The sequence below is a fragment of the Streptomyces sp. NK15101 genome, from assembly GCF_020400725.1.
In the GTDB taxonomy this organism is placed as follows: domain Bacteria; phylum Actinomycetota; class Actinomycetes; order Streptomycetales; family Streptomycetaceae; genus Streptomyces.
The window spans coordinates 1-18,605 of the sequence record NZ_JAINVG010000035.1 but is presented as its reverse complement, the minus strand read 5'-3'; the positions used below and the strand labels follow the sequence as shown (position 1 = coordinate 18,605).

General features: G+C 74.8%; 15 protein-coding genes. 8 read left to right on the top strand and 7 right to left on the bottom strand.

The window, feature by feature from the left end; translation table 11 throughout:
- Nucleotides 1-25: 25 nt before the first annotated feature.
- From K7G60_RS19745 to K7G60_RS19735, 3 genes are read left to right on the top strand one after another with little or no spacing between them, the layout of a single operon-like run.
- A complete protein-coding gene (locus K7G60_RS19745; RefSeq protein WP_225802266.1) occupies nucleotides 26-2,101 on the top strand; it encodes a putative cobaltochelatase in 2,076 nt (691 codons plus the stop codon).
- Nucleotides 2,101-2,709 carry a cob(I)yrinic acid a,c-diamide adenosyltransferase gene (cobO, locus tag K7G60_RS19740; protein WP_225802265.1) on the top strand — a complete coding sequence of 203 codons (609 nt, stop codon included), beginning with the start codon at nucleotides 2,101-2,103 and terminating at the stop codon, nucleotides 2,707-2,709. The genes K7G60_RS19745 and cobO overlap by 1 nt, the downstream gene beginning before the upstream one ends.
- The gene (locus K7G60_RS19735; protein ID WP_225802264.1) at nucleotides 2,703-4,127 is read left to right on the top strand and encodes a cobyrinate a,c-diamide synthase; all 1,425 of its coding nucleotides are present in this window, start codon (nucleotides 2,703-2,705) and stop codon (nucleotides 4,125-4,127) included. Before cobO ends, K7G60_RS19735 begins: the two co-directional genes overlap by 7 nt.
- A 2-nt stretch (nucleotides 4,128-4,129) precedes the next feature.
- Here K7G60_RS19735 and K7G60_RS19730 read toward each other — a convergent pair whose 3' ends face one another.
- Nucleotides 4,130-4,858 carry a ZIP family metal transporter gene (locus tag K7G60_RS19730; protein WP_225802263.1) on the bottom strand — a complete coding sequence of 243 codons (729 nt, stop codon included), beginning with the start codon at nucleotides 4,856-4,858 and terminating at the stop codon, nucleotides 4,130-4,132.
- A gap of 21 nt (nucleotides 4,859-4,879) precedes the next feature.
- On the opposite strand from K7G60_RS19730, the gene cobC reads away from it, so the two are divergent.
- Nucleotides 4,880-6,652, top strand: a complete 1,773-nt coding sequence (gene cobC / locus K7G60_RS19725; protein WP_225802262.1) for an Rv2231c family pyridoxal phosphate-dependent protein CobC — start codon at nucleotides 4,880-4,882, stop codon at nucleotides 6,650-6,652.
- A gap of 110 nt (nucleotides 6,653-6,762) precedes the next feature.
- Here the strand turns inward: cobC and K7G60_RS19720 are convergent, their stop codons facing one another.
- Nucleotides 6,763-7,746, bottom strand: a complete 984-nt coding sequence (locus tag K7G60_RS19720; RefSeq protein WP_225802261.1) for an SCO1860 family LAETG-anchored protein — start codon at nucleotides 7,744-7,746, stop codon at nucleotides 6,763-6,765.
- Between the two features lie 366 nt (nucleotides 7,747-8,112).
- On the opposite strand from K7G60_RS19720, the gene K7G60_RS19715 reads away from it, so the two are divergent.
- On the top strand, nucleotides 8,113-10,362 hold the full coding sequence (locus K7G60_RS19715; RefSeq protein ID WP_225802320.1) for a penicillin acylase family protein: 2,250 nt from the start codon (nucleotides 8,113-8,115) through the stop codon (nucleotides 10,360-10,362).
- A complete protein-coding gene (locus K7G60_RS19710; RefSeq protein WP_225802260.1) occupies nucleotides 10,359-10,919 on the top strand; it encodes a GNAT family N-acetyltransferase in 561 nt (186 codons plus the stop codon). The genes K7G60_RS19715 and K7G60_RS19710 overlap by 4 nt, the downstream gene beginning before the upstream one ends.
- A gap of 27 nt (nucleotides 10,920-10,946) precedes the next feature.
- Here the strand turns inward: K7G60_RS19710 and K7G60_RS19705 are convergent, their stop codons facing one another.
- Nucleotides 10,947-12,032: an amidohydrolase family protein gene (locus K7G60_RS19705; protein ID WP_225802259.1), complete on the bottom strand. Its 1,086-nt coding sequence runs from the start codon at nucleotides 12,030-12,032 to the stop codon at nucleotides 10,947-10,949.
- A gap of 67 nt (nucleotides 12,033-12,099) precedes the next feature.
- A complete protein-coding gene (locus K7G60_RS19700) occupies nucleotides 12,100-13,074 on the bottom strand; it encodes a DPP IV N-terminal domain-containing protein (protein ID WP_225802258.1) in 975 nt (324 codons plus the stop codon).
- Between the two features lie 243 nt (nucleotides 13,075-13,317).
- On the opposite strand from K7G60_RS19700, the gene K7G60_RS19695 reads away from it, so the two are divergent.
- Nucleotides 13,318-14,415, top strand: a complete 1,098-nt coding sequence (locus K7G60_RS19695) for an aminotransferase class V-fold PLP-dependent enzyme (protein WP_225802319.1) — start codon at nucleotides 13,318-13,320, stop codon at nucleotides 14,413-14,415.
- Nucleotides 14,416-14,521: 106 nt separating this feature from the next.
- Here K7G60_RS19695 and K7G60_RS19690 read toward each other — a convergent pair whose 3' ends face one another.
- On the bottom strand, nucleotides 14,522-15,592 hold the full coding sequence (locus K7G60_RS19690) for an alkene reductase (RefSeq protein ID WP_225802257.1): 1,071 nt from the start codon (nucleotides 15,590-15,592) through the stop codon (nucleotides 14,522-14,524).
- Nucleotides 15,593-15,705: 113 nt separating this feature from the next.
- On the opposite strand from K7G60_RS19690, the gene K7G60_RS19685 reads away from it, so the two are divergent.
- Complete coding sequence (locus K7G60_RS19685; RefSeq protein ID WP_225802256.1) at nucleotides 15,706-16,218, top strand: MarR family winged helix-turn-helix transcriptional regulator; 513 nt, start codon at nucleotides 15,706-15,708, stop codon at nucleotides 16,216-16,218.
- A gap of 166 nt (nucleotides 16,219-16,384) precedes the next feature.
- Here K7G60_RS19685 and K7G60_RS19680 read toward each other — a convergent pair whose 3' ends face one another.
- Nucleotides 16,385-17,443, bottom strand: a complete 1,059-nt coding sequence (locus K7G60_RS19680; protein WP_225802255.1) for an aminotransferase class V-fold PLP-dependent enzyme — start codon at nucleotides 17,441-17,443, stop codon at nucleotides 16,385-16,387.
- 108 nt (nucleotides 17,444-17,551) lie between these two features.
- Complete coding sequence (locus K7G60_RS19675) at nucleotides 17,552-18,259, bottom strand: DsbA family oxidoreductase (protein WP_225802254.1); 708 nt, start codon at nucleotides 18,257-18,259, stop codon at nucleotides 17,552-17,554.
- Nucleotides 18,260-18,605: the final 346 nt, after the last annotated feature.

Here is an 18,605-nt window from a genome sequence, read left to right as displayed (position 1 = left end):
TACACACCGAAGGAGCGAACCCCCGATGAGCACCCGCTATCCGTTCACCGCCGTCGTCGGCATGGACGATCTGCGGCTCGCGCTGCTGCTGAACGCCGTCAGCCCGGCCGTGGGCGGTGTGCTCGTCCGGGGGGAGAAGGGCACCGCCAAGTCGACCGCCGTGCGCGCGCTCGCCGAGCTGCTGCCCGATGTCCCGGTGGTCGCCGGCTGCCGGTTCAGCTGTGACCCCGCCTCGCCCGACCCGGGCTGCCCGGACGGGCCGCACGGCGACGCGCCCGGCTCTTCCCGTCCCGCCCGGATGGTCGAGCTGCCCGTCGGTGCCTCCGAGGACCGGCTCGTCGGCGCGCTCGACATCGAGAAGGCGCTCGCCGAGGGCGTGAAGGCCTTCGAGCCGGGGCTGCTCGCCGCCGCGCACCGGGGGATCCTGTACGTCGACGAGGTCAACCTGCTCTCCGACCACCTGATCGACCACCTGCTCGACGCCGCCGCCATGGGCGCCTCCCACGTCGAGCGCGAGGGCGTCTCCGTGCGGCACGCCGCACGCTTCCTGCTCGTCGGGACCATGAACCCCGAGGAGGGCGAGCTGCGGCCGCAGCTGCTCGACCGGTTCGGGCTGACCGTCGAGGTGGCCGCGTCGCGGGACCCGGAGCAGCGGGTCGAGGTCGTCCGGCGGCGGCTCGCGTTCGAGGACGATCCGGCCGCCTTCGCCGCCCGCTGGGCCGGCGAGGAGCGCGCCCTGCGCGAACGGATCGTCGCCGCCCGGGAGTTGCTCCCCCGGGTGAGACTCGGCGACGCGGTGCTGCTCCAGATCGCCGCGACCTGCGCGGCGTTCGAGGTGGACGGCATGCGCGCCGACATCGTGATGGCCCGCACCGCGACCGCGCTTGCCGCCTGGGTCGGACGGACCGAGGTCACCTCGGAGGACGTGCGGCAGGCCGCGCTCCTGGCCCTCCCCCACCGGCGGCGGCGCAACCCGTTCGACGCGCCGGGCCTGGACCAGGACAAGCTCGACGAGACCCTGGAGCGGTTCAAGGGGGACGACGAGGATCCGGAGCCGGAGCCGGACGGGCCGGGTGACGGCGGTCCGGGTGGCGGAGGTCCCGACGGCGGGGGCGTTCCGCCGCAGGGCGAGGGACCCGACGCTCCCGCGCCCGAGTCCGAGTCCGGGCCCGAGTCCGCGCCCGAGTCCGCCGAGGCCCCGGAGAGCGCGCCCGCGCCCCGGAACTCCGGCGCCGGCGCCGGCGCCGGAGAGCGCGCCGCCGTCAAGGCCGGCGAGCCCTTCCGAACGAAGGTGCTGAGCGTGCCCGGTCTCGGCGAGGGCGCGGCCGGGCGCCGTTCCCGGGCCCGCACCGAGCACGGCCGCACCACAGGCTCGACCCGGCCCCGGGGCGCGCTGACCAAGCTGCACCTGGCCGCGACCGTCCGGGCCGCCGCCCCGCACCAGCGGGCGCGCGGCCGCTCCGGGCCCGGCCTCGTGGTCCGCGGGGACGACCTGCGGCAGGCGACCCGGGAGGGGCGCGAGGGGAACCTGGTGCTCTTCGCCGTGGACGCCTCCGGCTCCATGGCCGCGCGGCAGCGGATGAGCGCCGTGAAGGGCGCCGTGCTCTCGCTGCTGCTCGACGCCTACCAGCGGCGCGACAAGGTCGGTCTCGTCACCTTCCGGGGGCGGGACGCCGAGGTCGCGCTGCCGCCGACCTCGTCCGTGGACGCGGCCGCCGCCCGCCTGGAGAAGCTTCCGACCGGAGGCCGTACGCCGCTGTCCGCCGGGCTGCTCAAGGCCCATGACGTGCTGCGGGTCGAACGGCTGCGGGACCCCTCGCGCCGCCCGCTGCTCGTCGTCGTGACCGACGGACGGGCGACCGGCGGCGGCGGCGACCCGGTGGCGCTCGCGGCGCGCGCGGCGCGGCTGCACGCGGCCGAGGGCACGGCGTCGGTGGTCGTGGACTGCGAGACCGGCCCGGTGCGGCTCGGCCTCGCGGGAACGCTGGCGCGCGAACTCGGCGGCACCGCCGTGACCCTGGACGAGCTGCGCGCCGACTCGATCGCCGGCCTCGTCAGGGACGTACAGGCAGCAGGACAGACAACGAGGAGGGCAGCCTAATGCCGCAGGGACAGCCGACCGTCGTGCCCGACGACGGTCTCACCACCCGTCAGCGCCGCAACCGGGCACTGGTGATGGTGCACACCGGCGTCGGCAAGGGGAAGTCGACCGCCGCGTTCGGCATGGCGCTGCGCGCCTGGAACCAGGGCTGGCCGATCGGGGTGTTCCAGTTCGTCAAGTCCGCCAAGTGGCGGGTCGGCGAGGAGAACGCCCTCAAGGCGCTCGGCGAGACCGGCAAGGGCGGCACGGTCACCTGGAACAAGATGGGCGAGGGCTGGTCCTGGATCCAGCGCGAGGTCGCCGAGGGCGAGCAGTCCCACGAGGAGAAGGCCCGCGAGGGCTGGGAGCAGGTCAAGCGCGACCTCGCCGAGGAGAAGTACAAGTTCTACGTCCTCGACGAGTTCGCGTACCTGCTGCACTGGGGCTGGATCGACGTCAAGGAGGTCGTCGAGGTGCTGCGCGACCGTCCCGGTCAGCAGCACGTCGTCATCACCGGCCGAAACGCGCCGCAGGAACTCCAGGACTTCGCCGACCTGGTGACCGACATGTCGAAGGTGAAGCACCCGATGGACGCGGGTCAGAAGGGCCAGCGGGGCATCGAGTGGTAGCACGTCTCGTCATCGCCGCGCCGTCGTCCGGCGCGGGCAAGACCACGGTCGCGACCGGCCTGATGGCCGCGTTCGCCGGCCGTGGTCTGGCCGTCTCCCCGCACAAGGTCGGGCCCGACTACATCGACCCGGGCTACCACGCGCTCGCGACCGGCCGCCCGGGCCGCAACCTCGACGCGTACATGTGCGGTACGGGGCTGATCGCGCCGCTCTTCCTGCACGGGGCGCGGGGCTGCGACCTGGCCGTGGTCGAGGGGGTCATGGGGCTGTACGACGGCGCCGCCGACCAGGGCGAGCTGGCGTCCACCGCGCAGGTCGCGAAGCTGCTCAAGGCGCCGGTGGTCCTCGTCGTCGACGCGTCCTCGCAGTCGCGGTCGGTGGCGGCGCTGGTGCACGGGTTCGCGTCCTGGGACCCGGAGGTGCGGATCGGGGGCGTGATCCTCAACAAGGTCGCGACGGACCGGCACGAGCACCTGCTGCGGGAAGCGCTCGGGGAGTCGGGCGTTCCGGTGCTCGGCGTGCTGCGGCGGGCCCCCGCCGTCGCGACGCCCTCCCGGCACCTCGGCCTGGTGCCGGTCGCCGAGCGGCAGGCGGCCGCCGTGGAGGCGGTGGCCGCGCAGGCGGAGCAGGTGCGGCAGGGGTGTGACCTCGAGGCGCTGCTCGCGCTTGCGCGCAGCGCGCCTGAGTTGCACGCCGAACCGTGGGTGCCGGGGGTCGGGGAGCGGCTGCACGCCGGTGGCGCCGTGGTGCCCGCCCTCCCCCGAGCTCTCGGCTTCGCTCGAGCAGGGGGGACCCCCTTGCCCCCGCGGAACGATCGCCCGCCACGGCGCGTGGCTGTGGCCGGCGGGGCTGCCTTCACGTTCTCGTACGCCGAGCACACCGAGCTGCTGCGCGCCGCCGGTGCCGAGGTCGTCACCTTCGACCCGCTCCGCGACGAGAGCCTCCCCGAGGGGACGAGCGGGCTCGTCATCGGCGGCGGCTTCCCCGAGATGTACGGCGAGCAGCTGTCCGCCAACGAGCCGCTGCGGAAGGCCGTCGCCGAGCTCGCCGCCTCGGGCGCGCCGGTCGCCGCCGAGTGCGCCGGGCTGCTGTACCTGGCGCGGTCGCTCGACGGCACGCCCATGTGCGGGGTGCTCGACGCCGACGCCCGGATGTCGGAGCGGCTCACGCTCGGCTACCGGGACGCCGTCGCCGTGAGCGACAGCGTCCTCGCGCCGGCCGGGACGCGGATGCGGGGGCACGAGTTCCACCGCACCGTCATCGAGCCGGGCGCCGGGCCGCTGGCGGCCTGGGGACTGCGGCAGCCGGACCGGCGGGTGGAGGGCTTCGTGCAGGGCGGTGTGCACGCCAGCTACGTGCACACCCACTGGGCGGGGTCGCCGGAGGTCGCCGCGCGGTTCGTGGAGCACTGCGCGTGAGATCAGCCGCCGGAGACGCCCACCACGAGCCAGATGAAGGCCACGCCCGCCACCGTGCACAGCACGGTGGAGCGGGCGGGGTGTTCGTGGTGGGCCTCCGGCAGGATCTCGGCGGCGGCCAGGTAGAGCAGGGCGCCGCCGAAGAAGCCGAGATAGCAGCCCAGGAGTTCCTCCGGAAGGGTGAACAGGGTGGCGAGTCCGGCGCCGGCGAGCGGGGCGAGGGCGTCCGCGACGAGCATGGCGAGGGCTTTGCGGCGGGCGTTCCCGTAGAGGCTCGTGATCGTGTAGGTGTTGAAGCCGTCGGCGAAGTCGTGGGTGATGACGGCGAGCGCGACGGTGGCGCCCATGCCGCCGCTGACCTGGAAGGCGGCGCCGAGCGCGATGCCGTCCATGAGGCTGTGGAGGACCATCGCGGCGGCAGCGGTGAGGCCGACCTGCGGGACCCTCTCGTCGGCGCCGACGCCGTGCGCGGCGCGGTTGACGGCGAGGAGGCGTTCGACGACGTGCGCGAAGAGGAAGCCGCCCACGAAGAGCAGCAGGGCCTCCGGGACCCCGAAGACCGTCTTCCCAGCGGCCTCCAGGGCCTCCGGCAGGAGGTCGAGTCCGACGACGCCGAGCATGAGCCCGCCGGCGAGGCCGAGGACGAGGTGGCGGCGGTCGGTGACGCGTCCGGCGACCCAGCCGCCGAAGAGCGTCATGAGGAACGCGCCGAGCGCGACGACTACTGCCATGGGCCTTTGCTATCGGATGGGGTGCCGGGTGCGCACCTCGGCGTCGGGGCCCGGTCGGGGACGACGGCGGACGAGCTGCTCGCGCTGATCGGGGAGGCCCTGCGGGAGGCGGGGCTGCCGGCCGGGTGCGTGCGGTCGCTCGCCACGCTCGACGCGCGGGCCGCCGAGCCGGGGATCGTGGCGGCCGCGGCGGCCCTCGGGGTGCCGGTGCGGGGGTTCCCGGCCCGGGAGCTGGCGGCCGTTCCCGTACCGCATCCCTCGGCGCTGCCGCTGGCCGCGACGGGCACGGCCTCCGTGGCGGAGGCGGCGGCGCTGCTCGCGGCGGGAGCGGACGGCCGGACGGGCCCGGAGACGGCCGCGGGCGGGCGCACCGGGGCGGGAGCCGGGACCGCCACGGGCGGGGCCGGGGAAGCGGGGGCGGAGACCGCCACGGCCGGGCCCGCAGAGGCGGGTGCGGAGACGGCCGCGGGCGCGGGCCCGGAGACCGGTGCGGGCGCGGGCCCGGAGGTGGGTACCCGGGCGGGGCCCGGGGGGTCGCTCGTCGGCCGGGGCGGGCCCGTGTTGCTCGTCCCGAAGCGGAAATCCCGGCGCGCGACCTGCGCGATCGCCGCTTTCGTCCCGGTTCGTCCGAACGAAGTGACGTCCGTCGCACGGTTGTTGCCCTTGACGCACGGGTACATCGCTGGCGAGCCTGGCTCACCCCCCACCATCCCCACCCCCCACACGACGGCGGCCATGGACACGCACACGCACACCGACGCCCACGACCTGCGCCACCACGGTGACGCCGAGGTCCGGGACGAGAAACTCATCGACCTGGCGGTCAACGTCCGGACGAACACTCCGCCGGACTGGCTGCGGAAGCGGATCGCCGACTCGCTGACCGGTCTCGCGGCCTACCCGGACGGCCGGGCCGCGCGGGCCGCGGTCGCCGAGCGGCACGACCTGCCGTCGACGCGGGTGCTCCTGACGGCCGGCGCGGCGGAGGCGTTCGTGCTGCTGGCACGGGCCCTGCCGGTGCGGCGGCCGGTGGTGGTGCACCCCCAGTTCACCGAGCCGGAGGCGGCGCTGCGGGACGCCGGGCACGAGGTGGGCCGGGTGCTGCTGCGCGAGGAGGACGGTTTCCGGCTGGATCCGGCGGCGGTTCCGGAGGACGCGGACCTGGTGGTGATCGGGAACCCCACGAACCCGACCTCCGTGCTGCATCCGGCCGCCTCGATCGCCGCGCTCGCCCGCCCGGGACGGATCCTGGTGGTCGACGAGGCGTTCATGGACGCGGTGCCGGGCGAGCGGGAGTCGCTGGCCGGGCGGACCGACGTGCCGGGGCTCGTGGTGCTGCGGAGCCTGACCAAGACCTGGGGGCTCGCCGGCCTGCGGATCGGGTACGTCCTGGCCGAGCCGGAGACGATCGCCGCCCTGGAGCGGACGCAGCCGCTGTGGCCGGTGTCGACGCCCGCCCTGGTGGCGGCGGAGGCGTGCATGACGCGGGCGGCGCTCGCGGAGGCGGAGCACGCGGCGCACCGGATCGGTGTGGAGCGGGCCCATCTGCTGGCCGGGCTTGCGGAGTTCGACGAGGTGCGGACGGTGGCGGGGGCGGAGGCCCCCTTCGTGCTGCTGCGGATCGACGGGGCGGACGCGGTGCGGGAGCGGCTGCGGTCGCTCGGGTTCGCGGCCCGCCGGGGCGACACGTTCCCGGGGCTCGACCGGAACTGGCTGCGGCTCGCGGTCCGGGACCGGGTGACGACGAACCGTTTCCTGCAGGCGCTCGACCAGGCGCTGCTGATCGGCGGCTGACAGCCCCGCGGGTTGTGCGGAAGGGTCCGGGGAGGGCGGTGTCGTCACCGCCGCCCTCCCCGGACCCTCGCTTCCCTCCCGGCGCCCCCCGGCGCTTCCCCCTCGGGCCGTCAGTCGCGGGAGCGGGCGCGCGAGCGGGTCACGACGAGCGCGCCGCCGCCGGCGACGAGGAGGGCGAGCGCTCCGGCCGCGATGTACGGGGTGGTGGAGCTGCCGCCGGTCTCGGCGAGGTTCTCGGTGGGCGTGGTGCCGCCGTTGTTCGTCTTGATGCCGCCGGCGTCGCTCGGCTTGACGGAGGGCTGCTGCGTGGGCCGGTCGGTCGGGTTGCCGGTGGGCTTCTCCGTGGGCTTCTCGGTGGGCTTCTGGGTCGGGGCCGCGCCCTTGGGCGTCTCGCAGGTGGCCTCGGCGAGGGTGACCGTGCCGTTGACCTCGGCGACGCCGAGCTTCAGCGGGTCGACCTCGACCTTGAGTTCCAGGGCCGTGGCCGCGGCGGTGCGGGAGGTCGTCGAGGTACGGGAGAGGTCCAGGGTGACCTCGCCGACGCCCGGCACGGCGACCTGGGTCCGGCCGCCCGCGGACAGGGTGGTCTTCTTGCCGAACACGGTCACGTGACCGAGGACGTTGGACTCGGCGACCGGCTTCTTGCCCACCTCGCACAGCGCCTTGGACGTGACCTTCTCGACCTCGACGAGGGAGAGCAGCGGGATCCCGGGGACGTGCACCCGCGCCTTCACGAGGTTGACGTGCCCCTCGGCCTTCTTCTCGTCCACGGTCGCGTCCGCCGTGGCGACGTCGGCCTTGAGGATGTCGATCGGCTCCCCGCCCTCGGCCCCCTGCACCTTCACGGAGAGCGCGGTCTCGCTCTCGCTCGCCGGCGCCTCGACCTCGTTGAGGGAGGCCCGCACCGGCACGTTCACGGTCTTGCCGAGGAGGGAGACGTCGAGGCCCGCCCTCAGCACGACGGCGGTGGAGCGCCCTTCGCCGCCCGTGGCGTGCGCCGCCGGGGCCGCGAGGAGCACGGGTCCGACGGCCAGGGCGGCGACGGTCGCGGCGGCGGCGGAACGACGTGCGGGCAGGAAGGTGTTGCTGTTCAAGATGGTGGAACCCCCACAGGAGACATGGCGTCGCCGGCCGCTCTCCACGGGGACGGTGGGTCGGCACGGCCTCGGCGACTCGAGACATCGGAATCTTTACGCACGGAGAGTGAACCGGCAGTCGCCTGGCGTGAGTTCACTCCAAAGGGGGGTTTCCGTGTTCATTTTCGATTTTTTTCGACACAACCGTTCTCGGGGGTCCCGCGCGTTTCGTACGGGCAGGCGTGCGCGGGATCGGTGACAACGATCAGCGATGTCGCCGGGTCACGGATCGTCAACCCGGTGAGAGTTCCCGACCCCGGACTCCTGTAGATTAATTTAGGCCAGCCTAACCTAAGAAGGGTGGCCACATCCGTACGGTCGGACATGGACGGGATCGGGGTCTCCGTGAGCATCGAGGTCTACCGGGACGCCTGGGGCGTCCCCCATCTGCGGGCTGCGGACCCGGAGGAACTCGCCTTCGCCCAGGGGCGGACCACCGCCCGCGACCGCGCCTGGCAGCTGGAGGTCGAACGGCACCGGGCCCGGGGCACCAGCGCCGCCTTCCTCGGTGCCGCCGAGCTCGACTGGGACGCGTTCGTCCGGCGGGCCCGGCTCGCGGACACCGCCCGCCGCTGCTTCGAGCGGCTCGACCGCACCGACCCGGCGACCGCGGCCTGGGTGCGCGCCTACGCGGACGGCGTCAACGACGGCCTCGCCGAAGGGGCGGGCCGCGCACCCGAGTTCGCCGGGACCGGCCTCGCGCCCGGCCGGTGGGAGCCGTGGACCCCGCTCGCCGTCTGGCTCTCGACCCACATCCTCTTCGCCGGCTTCCCCACCAAACTGTGGCGGGACGAGGTCGCCCGGCGGCTCGGCGAGGAGTGGACGGAGCTCTTCGCGACCGACGGGCCCGGGACCGCCGGCTCCAACGGCTGGGTCGTGGCGGGCGGACGGACCGCGAGCGGGGCGGCCCTGGTGGCCGGCGACCCGCACCGGTTCATCGAGGCGCCGGGCGTCTACCAGCAGATCCGGCTCGCCTGTCCCGAGTACGACGTGGTGGGCCTGGCCGTGCCCGGCGTTCCCGGCCTCGCCCACTTCGGCCACGCCGGACCGGTGGCCTGGGCGATCACCAACGCGATGGCGGACTACCAGGACCTGTACCGGGAACGGCTGCGGCGGCTCCCCGACGGCACCGTGGAGGCCCTCGGCCCCGACGGCTGGGCCCCGGCGGCCGCGCACACGGAGACGGTCGGGGTCGCGGACGCGGAACCGGTGGAGGTCGAGGTGATCGAGACGGACCGGGGGCCGGTGATCATCGGCGGGCCCCTGGACGGCTCCGCCGAGTGGGAGGGCCTGAGCCTGCGGCACCCGCCGCGGGTCACCGGGGAGCTCGGCTTCGGGACGCTGCCGGCGCTGCTGCGCGCCCGGACCGTCGCCGACGTGGACGCGGCCCTCGACGGCTGGGTCGAGCCGGTGAACGTCGTCCAGGCCGCCGACACCCGGGGCGGTCTCCTGCACCGGGTCGCCGGCCACGTGCCGGTACGGGACCGGGCCAACTCCCTGCGCGTCGTGCCCGCCTGGGACCCGGCGCACGCCTGGGCCGACGCGCCGGCCCCGCTGCCCCGCGCCGAGGTCCGCGGGCACGCCGTGATGGCCAACGCCCGGGGCCTGGCGGCGCCGCTGGGCGTCGAGTTCGCGCCACCGCACCGGGCGGCCCGGATCGACGAGCTGCTCCGCGCCTCGGCGGCCTGGACCCCGGAGACGACGGCCGCGATCCACAGGGACACCGACAACCCCTCGGCGGCCCGCCTCCTGGAGGCGGTACGGCGCGCGGGCGAGGATCCGGTGGCCGGCGCCACCGGGGAAGCCGCCGCGGTGGTCGGCACCGAGACGGACGGCGCGGCCGGAGCCGTCGACGCGGCCCCCGGCGACGCGGCCGCCCTCGCGAGCGCCGGCCTCACCATGTCCCCGGGCCCCGGGGGCGGTCGGACCGCCCGCCTCTCCCCCGCCGGTTCCGACGTCCGGCGGCGGCTGCTCGGCTGGGACCGGCGGATGGACGCGGAGAGCGTCGACGCCGGGCTCTACGCGGCCGTGCGCGGGGCCGTCGTGCGCCGGCTCGCCGGACACGAGGCCTTCGCGGCGCTGCGCGAACCCGCCCCGTACCCCGAGCTGTTCCGGCCCTGGCTGGCGCTCGGGCCGCGCGTCGCCTTCGCCCTGGAGACGCTGCTCGTGGCCGGGCCCGTGCCCGCCGGGGACGTCGACCGGATCGTGCGCGAGGCGCTCGACGAGGTCGGCGCCGGGGAACCGCCCGCCGCCTGGGGCGTGACGCACCGGCTCGCGCCCTGGCAGGCGCTGCCCGACCCGGACGACGACCGGTGGCCGGGGCTCGGCGGGGACCACGACTGCGTGCTCTCCACGTCCAGCGTGCCCGGCTGGACCGACCGCAGCGCCCGCGCCTCCGCCGCGCGGTACGTCTGGGACCTCGCCGACCGGGAGCGGAGCGGCTGGATCGTGCCGTTCGGCGCGTCCGGCGTCCCCGGCGACCCGCACCACCGCGACCAACTCCCCCTGTGGCTGCGGGGCGAACTCGCCCCCGTCACCACCGACTGGCAGAAGCTCACGAAGGAGCAGGGATGACCACCGCCGTACACGTCCAGACCGTCGAGGGCTTCGGGACCGTCACGGTCCGCCCCGTCGACCCCGCCGGGGACGCGCCGCTCCTGCACGGCTGGGTCAACGAGGAGCGGGCCCGCTTCTGGGGCATGGTCGGGACCACCGTCGAGCAGGTCCGGGAGGTCTACGCGCACCTCGACTCGCTGACCACGCACCACGGTTACCTGGTCAGCCGGGACGGGGAGCCGGTCGCCCTCTTCCAGACGTACGACCCGGCGGCGGACCGGGTGGGCGAGTGCTACGAGGTGCGGCCCGGCGACATCGGTGTGCACCTGTTCGTCGCGCCGGGGCTCGCCCCCGAGGCCGGCTTCACGGGCCGGCTGCTCACCGCGCTCGTCGACTTCTCGCTGACGGACCACACCCGGATCGTGATCGAGCCCGACGCCGCCAACGAGAAGGCGATCGCCCGCATGCTGCGGGCCGGTTTCGAACTGGGCCCGGAGGTCGTGCTCCCCGAGGTGGACCTGCCGGAGGTCTTCATCCCGGAGAAGCGGGCCCGGCTGGCGTTCCTGAGCCGCTGACCGGACGGGGCCCGGCCGGGCCCGGGCTCAGCCCACGACCCGGCCGTTGACGACGACCCGGCGCGGCGCCGCGAGGACGCGGACGTCCGCGCGCGGGTCCTCTCCGTAGACGACGAGGTCGGCCGGGGCGCCCTCCTCCAGGGACGGGCGGCCCAGCCAGGCCCTGGCCCCCCAGGCGGTGGCCGAGAGCGCGTCGAGCGGCGGGATGCCGGCCCTGGTCAGTTCCTCGACCTCCTCGGCGACCAGACCGTGGGCGAGGGAGCCGCCCGCGTCGGTGCCGACGAAGACGGGCACGCCCGCGTCGAAGGCGGCCCGCACGGTGTCGTAGCGCCGCTCGTGGAGCCGGCGCATGTGCGCCGACCAGCGGGGGAACTTCTCCTGGCCGCCGTCGGCGAGGTGCGGGAAGGTCGCGATGTTGACGAGGGTCGGGACGATCGCCACGCCCCGCTCGGCGAAGAGCGGGATGGTGTCCTCGGTGAGGCCCGTGGCGTGCTCGACGCAGTCGATGCCGGCCTCGACGAGGTCGCGGAGCGAGTCCTCCGCGAAGCAGTGCGCGGTGACCCGGGCGCCGAGCCGGTGCGCCTCCGCGATGGCCGCCTCGACCTCGGCGCGCGGCCAGCAGGCGGTGAGGTCGCCCACCTCGCGGTCGATCCAGTCGCCGACGAGCTTGACCCAGCCGTCGCCGCGGCGGGCCTCGCGGCCGACGTGGGCGACGAGGTCCGCGGGCTCGATCTCGTGGGCGTAGTTGCGGATGTAGCGGCGGGTGCGGGCGATGTGCCGGCCCGCCCGGATGATCTTCGGGAGGTCCTCGCGCCCGTCGATCCAGCGGGTGTCGGAGGGCGAGCCCGCGTCCCGGATGAGCAGGGTGCCGGCGTCCCGGTCGGTGAGGGCCTGCTTCTCGCTGGTGGCCTCGTCGACGGGGCCGTGCCGGTCGAGGCCCACGTGGCAGTGGGCGTCGACGAGTCCGGGGAGCACCCAGCCCTCGACGGTGACGGCCTCGGCGGCGGGCCGGTCGAAGGTGATCCGCCCGTCTACGCACCACAGTTCGTCGCGGACGTCCTCCGGGCCGACGAGCACCCGCCCCTTCACGTGCAGCACCTCGTGATCGCTCATACCCGCACTCTACGAGCCGCCGCCCGGGCCCCGGGCGGCGGTCTTCGTCACGCTCCCGGCAGGGCCGTCACGGGCGCCAGTCGGCCTCCAGGTCGTGCGAGCCGGTCTTGGTGAGCTGGGTGGGCGCGGTGCCGTCGGCCCGTACCAGGAAGAGGTGCTCGGGGTCCGCGTCGTCGGTGCCGCCCCGGGTGAAGACCAGGCGCCGGCCGTCCGGCGACCAGGAGGGGGACTTGTCGTTGGCGCGGGCCGAGGTGATGCGGATCGCTCCCGTGCCGTCGGGGCGGACGACGTGGAGGTGGGCGAAGCCGGTGGAGTCGACCCGGCTGAAGACGATCCGGTTGCCGCGCGACCAGTCGGGCGACCAGTCCTGGGAGGCGGCCCCGGTGATCGGCGTCTGGGTCAGGGTGGCCAGTCGGATCCGCATCAGGCGGCTGTATCCGGAGGCGTCCGCGCGGCTGAACGCCAGGTACGCGCCGTCCGGGGACCACGTCGGGTGGAACTCGTCCGCCGTGGTGGTGCTGGTGAGCCGCGTGGCGGGGGTGCCGTCGACGTCGGCCACGTAGATCTCGCGCTGGGTGCCGACCGGCCTGGAGTAGGCGATCCGCTTGCCGTCCGGGGACCACGCCGGGTCGGAGGCGCCCCCGGTGCCCGGTACGGGCTTCAGGTCGCCGCCCGCGCTCTTCATCGTCCAGATGCCGTCGACCGTGCCGTCGAGGCTGTGGCGGAGGAATGCGATCCGCTTCCCGTCCGGGGACCAGCTGGGCATGACGTCGCTGACGCCGGGGGTGTGGGTGAGCGCGACGGTCGGGCCGCCGGCCGGGGAGATCGTGTACAGGTCCTCGACGGGCGTCGCCGTGTCGTAGCGGGCGAAGACGATCGGGCGGGCCGCGGACGCCCACACCACCCCGGTGGCTCCCGCGCTTCCCGGGACGGCGAGGGTCAGCGGTGCGGCGACGGCGAGCGCCGCGGCGGCCACGAGCGCCTTGCGCGGCCGCGCTCTTCCGATCGTGACGGTTCCGGTTCTGCCGCTTCTCCGAGCCATGGTGTCCACCCCGTTCCGTACCGGCGGCCTCCGACGGGCGGGCCGCTCCGCCCGCAACATCCCACCGGCGGGGCTCCGGGGGAAGCGCCTGAGCGCGGTGGTTCGAGGCCTGTGACGCGTTCCGGACACCACCGTGACGGCGCACCGTCTCCGACCGGGAACCGGGAAGCGCTTACGCTGGCACGAGCCCGATCCCGATGTATGCCACACGCATGCGACACCGAAGAAGGAACCTCCGTGACCGTGACACATCCGCTGCTGGACCTGGCTCCGATGACCGCCGCGCAGTTCGCGTCGATCGAGCGCCGGGTGGCCGCCCTGCTCTCCACGGAGCAGGACGTGGTGATCACCCAGGGCGAGGCGCTGCTGCCCCTGGAGGGGTGCATCCGCAGCGGCGCGCGGGCCGGTTCGACCGCGCTGAACGTCGTCACCGGCCCCTACGGCCAGACCTTCGGGAACTGGTTGCGGGACTGCGGGGCGACCGTGGTCGACCTGGAGGTGCCCTTCCACACGGCGGTGACGGCGGAGCAGGTGGAGCGGGCGCTCGCCGAACACCCGGAGATCGACTTCGTGTCGCTGGTGCACGCCGAGGCCGCGACCGGGAACACCAACCCGGTGGCGGAGATCGGCGAGGTCGTGCGCGCGCACGGGGCGCTGTTCTACCTGGACGCCGTGGCGTCGATCGGCGCCGAGCCGGTGCTGCCGGACGCCTGGGGCGTGGACATGTGCATCATCGGCGCGCAGAAGGCGATGGGCGGGCCCGCGGGCGTGTCGGCGGTGTCGGTGAGCGCGCGGGCGTGGGAGCGGTTCGCCGCCAACCCGGCCGCGCCGCGCCGCTCGTACCTCTCCCTCCTGGACTGGAAGGAGCGCTGGATCGACGGCGGCCGCAAGGCCCTTCTGCACGCTCCGGCGCAGCTGGAGATGCTGGCCCTGGAGGCCTGTCTGGAGCGGATCGAGGCCGAGGGCCTGGACGCGCTGACGGCCCGGCACGCCTCGGCGGCGGCCGCGACCCGTGCGGGCGCGCTGGCCCTGGGCGGGGGCCTGGAGCCGTACGTGTACGAGGCGAAGGACGCGGCGCCGGTGGCGACGACGCTGCGCACGCCCGCGGGCGTCGACGCCTCGGAGCTGGTGGCGAAGGCCCTCGCGGCCGACCCGTCGCTGCCGCTGATCGCGGGCGGCGGGGCGCTGGCCAAGGAGATGATCCGGGTCAACCACTACGGGGTGGACGCGACCCCGGGGGCCGTGCGGTCCTCGCTCGCCGCCCTGGGCGCGGCGCTCGGCGAGTCGGGCCGCGCGGTGGACCTGGAAGGCGCGCGCCGGGCGGTCGCGGAGGCCTGGTAGGAGCCCGTACGCGTCACCCGTGCCGTGCGCGGGAGGGCGGGGGTCCGGTCGTCCGGGTCCCCGCCTTCTCCGTGTCCGGGCCAGGGTCTGTCCGGCAGATCAGGGTTCAGAGCGCCGGGTAGTCGATGTAGCCCTGGGGGCCGCCGGCGTACATGGTGGCGGGGTCCGGGGTGGCGTAGGGGCCGCCGGTCCGCAGGCGGGCGGGCAGGTCGGGGTTGGAGATGAAGAGCCTGCCGTACGCGACGAGGTCGGTGGTGCCGTCCTCGATCAGGGCCAGGGACTCGGTGCCGGTCGGGTCGGCGCCGGTGGCCGGGTTGAGGATGAAGGTGCCGGCGAACCGCTTGCGCAGGTCCAGGACGAGCGGGCGGCGCTCGGGGGCGGTCTCCAGGACGTGGAGGTAGGCGATGCCGACGGGCTCGATCGCGGTGAGCAGCCGGGTGTAGAGCTCCTCGGTGTCGGTCTCGCTGATGTCGTTGAAGGTGTTGGCCGGGGAGATGCGCAGGCCGGTGCGCTCGGGGCCGATCTCGGCGGCGACGGCCTTCACGACCTCGACGGCGAAGCGGATGCGGTTCTCGACCGGGCCGCCCCACTCGTCGGTGCGGTGGTTGGAGCCGGAGGCGAGGAACTGCTGGATCAGGTAGCCGTTGGCGCCGTGGATCTCGACGCCGTCGAAGCCGGCCTCGACGGCGTTGCGGGCGGCGGAGGCGAAGCCGGCGATCGCCTCGCGCACCTGGTCGCCGGTGAGTTCGCGCGGGGTGACGAAGTCCTTGGGGCCCTCGTGGGTGTAGACCTGGCCGGCGGCGGCGACGGGCGAGGGGCCGACGGGGTGGAGGTCGCCGTCGAGGAGGTCGGGGTGGCCGATCCGGCCGGAGTGCATGAGCTGGGCGAAGATCCGGCCGCCGCGCTCGTGGACGGCGGTGGTGACCCGGCGCCAGGCGGCGATCTGCTCGCGGCTGTGGAGCCCGGGGGTGTCGGGGTAGCCCTGTCCTTCGGGGACGGGCTGGACCCCTTCGCTGATGATCAGTCCGGCCGAGGCGCGCTGGGCGTAGTACTCGGCGACGATCGCGGTGGGGGTGCCGTCCTCGCCGTTGGCGCGGCTGCGGGTCATCGGGGCCATCGCGATGCGGTTGGCGAGGCGGGTGCCGGCAAGGTCGATCGGGTCGAATGCAGTGGTCACGGCTGTCCCTCACAAAAATATGTGGTCGGCCAAGTAATTGGGCCGCGTTCACTGTAACCCATTCATTGGCCGACCAAGGTAATCTTGTGGGAAAGCCGTTCCGAGGAGCCCGCATGCCAGGAACCGACCCCGTCTGTACCGAGTCGGCGCCGTCCGCCGACTCGCCGCCCGCCGCCTGCGGCGGGACCGTCAGCCACACCCTGGCGTGGGTCGCGCGGCTCCACCGGATCGCCATGGGCCGGCGGCTGCGGGACCTCGGCCTCTATCCGGGCCAGGAACTGATGATGATGCGCCTGTGGGACTGCGGGGCGGTCCGCCAGTCGGAGCTCATCCAGTCGCTCGGCCTCGACCCCTCCACGGTGACGAAGATGCTCCAGCGCATGGAGCAGTGCGGATACGTCCGCCGCAGCCCGGACCCGGCCGACCGGCGCGCGGTCCTGGTCGAGGCGACGGAGAAGGGCCTGGCCCTGCGCGCCGGGGTCGAGGGCGCGTGGGCGGACCTGGAGGAGAGCACGCTCGCCGGACTCGCCCCGGCCGACCGGGCGGAGCTCGCCCGCCTGCTCGGACTCGTGGGCGGGAACCTGACCGAGGAGGCGGGCGAGGAGGCCGCCGGGCCGGTCTGCTGAGACCGCTCCCCCGGACTGGACCTGCCGGGGCTCGCTCCGCCGGGCCGGGCCTGCCGGGACCGCCCCACCGGACCCGGCCTGCCGAGGCTCGCCCTGCCGGGTCCGGCGCGGCCCGCCGGCCCACGGGCACGGCGGCGCCCGCCAGGACGCCGCCGTCCGCCGGGGATCAGCCCGCCAGGACGTCCAGGGCGCGGTCCACGTCCGCCGCCGTGTTGTACAGGTGGAACGACGCCCGCAGATTGCCGGCGCGGGCCGAGAGCAGGACGCCCGCGTCGTGCAGGGCGTCCGCCCGGTCCCCCAGGCCGGGGACGGCGACGACCGTCGAGTCGTCCATGACCGGCGCGTGCCCGAGGTCGAGGAGCCCGGCGCGGAAGCGGGCCGCGAGCCCCTTGTCGTGGGCCTCGATCCGCTCGATGCCGATCTCCTCCAGGAGGGCGAGCGAACGGGCCGCCCCGTGGTACGAGAGGAACGCGGCCGGCTCGTCGAACCGGCGGGCGGAGCGGGCCAGTTCACGGACCGGCCCGTAGCTGTTGACCCACAGCTCCTCGCCCGTGACCCAGCCCGCGTGGATCGCGAGCAGCGAGTCCTGCGCCTCCTCCGTGACGGTCAGGAAGGACGCGCCGCGCGGGCAGAGCAGGTACTTGTAGCCGCCGGCGACCGTGTAGTCCCACTCCCCCGCGTCCAGCGGCAGCCAGCCCGCCGACTGGGTGGCGTCGAGGAGGGTGCGGGCGCCGTGGGCGGCCGCCGCCTCCCGGATCGCCGCGAAGTCGGCCGTGCGGCCGTCCGCCGACTGCACGGCGGAGAAGGCGACGAGCGCCGTCCCGGGCCGGACGGACTCGGCGAGCCGGTCCAGGGGCACGAAGCGGGTCTTGAGGTCGCCGCGGATCGTGAAGGGGGTGATGACGGAGGAGAAGTCGCCCTCCGGGAAGAGGACCTCGGACCCGGCCGGCAGCGACTGGGCGATCATCCCGCAGTGGACCGCGACCGAGCTGCCCACGGCGACGCGCTCGTGGGAGACGCCGGCGATCCGGCCGAAGGCGGCGCGGGCCTCGTCGACGATGTCGAAGCTGCCGGCGCCGCCGGCGCGGCCGGCGGCGGTCTCCTCGGCGAGGAGGGTGACGGCCTCGACGGTCCGGCGGGGCAGCAGTCCGCAGGCGGAGGTGTTCAGGTAGGTGTTCCTGGGCGCGAACTCGGCGCCGCCGAGCGGCTGGACAAGGGATTCCATGTCCCCCACCCTGGATTCCCCACGATCGGCCGTCAATGGCGATTCGATCGTGGGGAGATCCAAGCCGCGCTTATCTCCGCAGGTCAGACACTGTGCGGCGGAGAGCGGTCAGGCCGACGGGACCTCGCAGGCCCCGTCCGGGCCGCAGACCTCCGCGTCGGCGCCGACCGGCTGGAGGACGCGGCCCTGCCAGGCCTGCTCCAGGGCCTGGGTGAAGACCTCGGCGGGCTGGCCGCCGGAGACGCCGTAGCGGCGGTCGAGGACGAAGAACGGCACGCCGGTGGCGCCGAGTTCGGCGGCCTCCCGCTCGTCCTCCCGTACGGCCTCGGCGTACGCCGACTCGTCGGCGAGGACGGCCCGGACCTCGGCCGCGTCGAGACCGGCCTCCACACCCAGCGCCACCAGGGTCTCGGCGTCGAAGACGGAGCGCTCCTCGGCGAAGTTGGCGCGGTAGGCCAGGTCCAGGAGCTCGCTCTGGCGGCCGCGCTCCTTGGCGAGGTGCAGCAGCCGGTGGATGTCGAAGGTGTTGCCGTGGTCGCGGCCGTCGGTGAGGTACTCGAGGCCCTCGGAGTGCGCGTTCGAGGCGACGTGCGCCTCCATGGCCCGGGCCTCTTCGAGGGTGCGGCCGTACTTCTTCGCCAGCATCTCCAGGACGGGGCCGGTGTCGCCCTTGGCGCGGTTCGGGTCGAGCTCGAAGGAGCGGTGCACGACCTCGACGTCGTCGCGGTGGGCGAAGGCCGCGAGCCCCTTCTCGAAGCGGGCCTTGCCGATGTAGCACCAGGGGCAGGCGATGTCGCTCCAGATCTCGACGCGCATGTGACTTCTCTCCGAGGGGGTTGCCGGGGGTTCCGGTGGGGTGGTCCGTGGTGGGTGTTCCACGGGGGCAACGTCCCGCCCGGCCTCCTTCATTCCGTCGCGGCCCCCGGTGTGAGGTGCGGCACCGGGCGGCGGGAGCCCTCAGGCACCCTTGCGGTACCGGCCGGGCGCCACCCCGTACTCCCGTTTGAAGGCCTTGGCGAAGGCGAACTCCGAGGATTGACTCCGCTCCCTGCGCTGAAGCACGTGGATTCCTGCCGCGGCCGGTCGGCCGCCTCGGCGGGTTCCTGCTTCTTCGCGCTGCGCCGGGACGAGTCCCGGTCTTACCTGCGCTCCACAGGCCGAG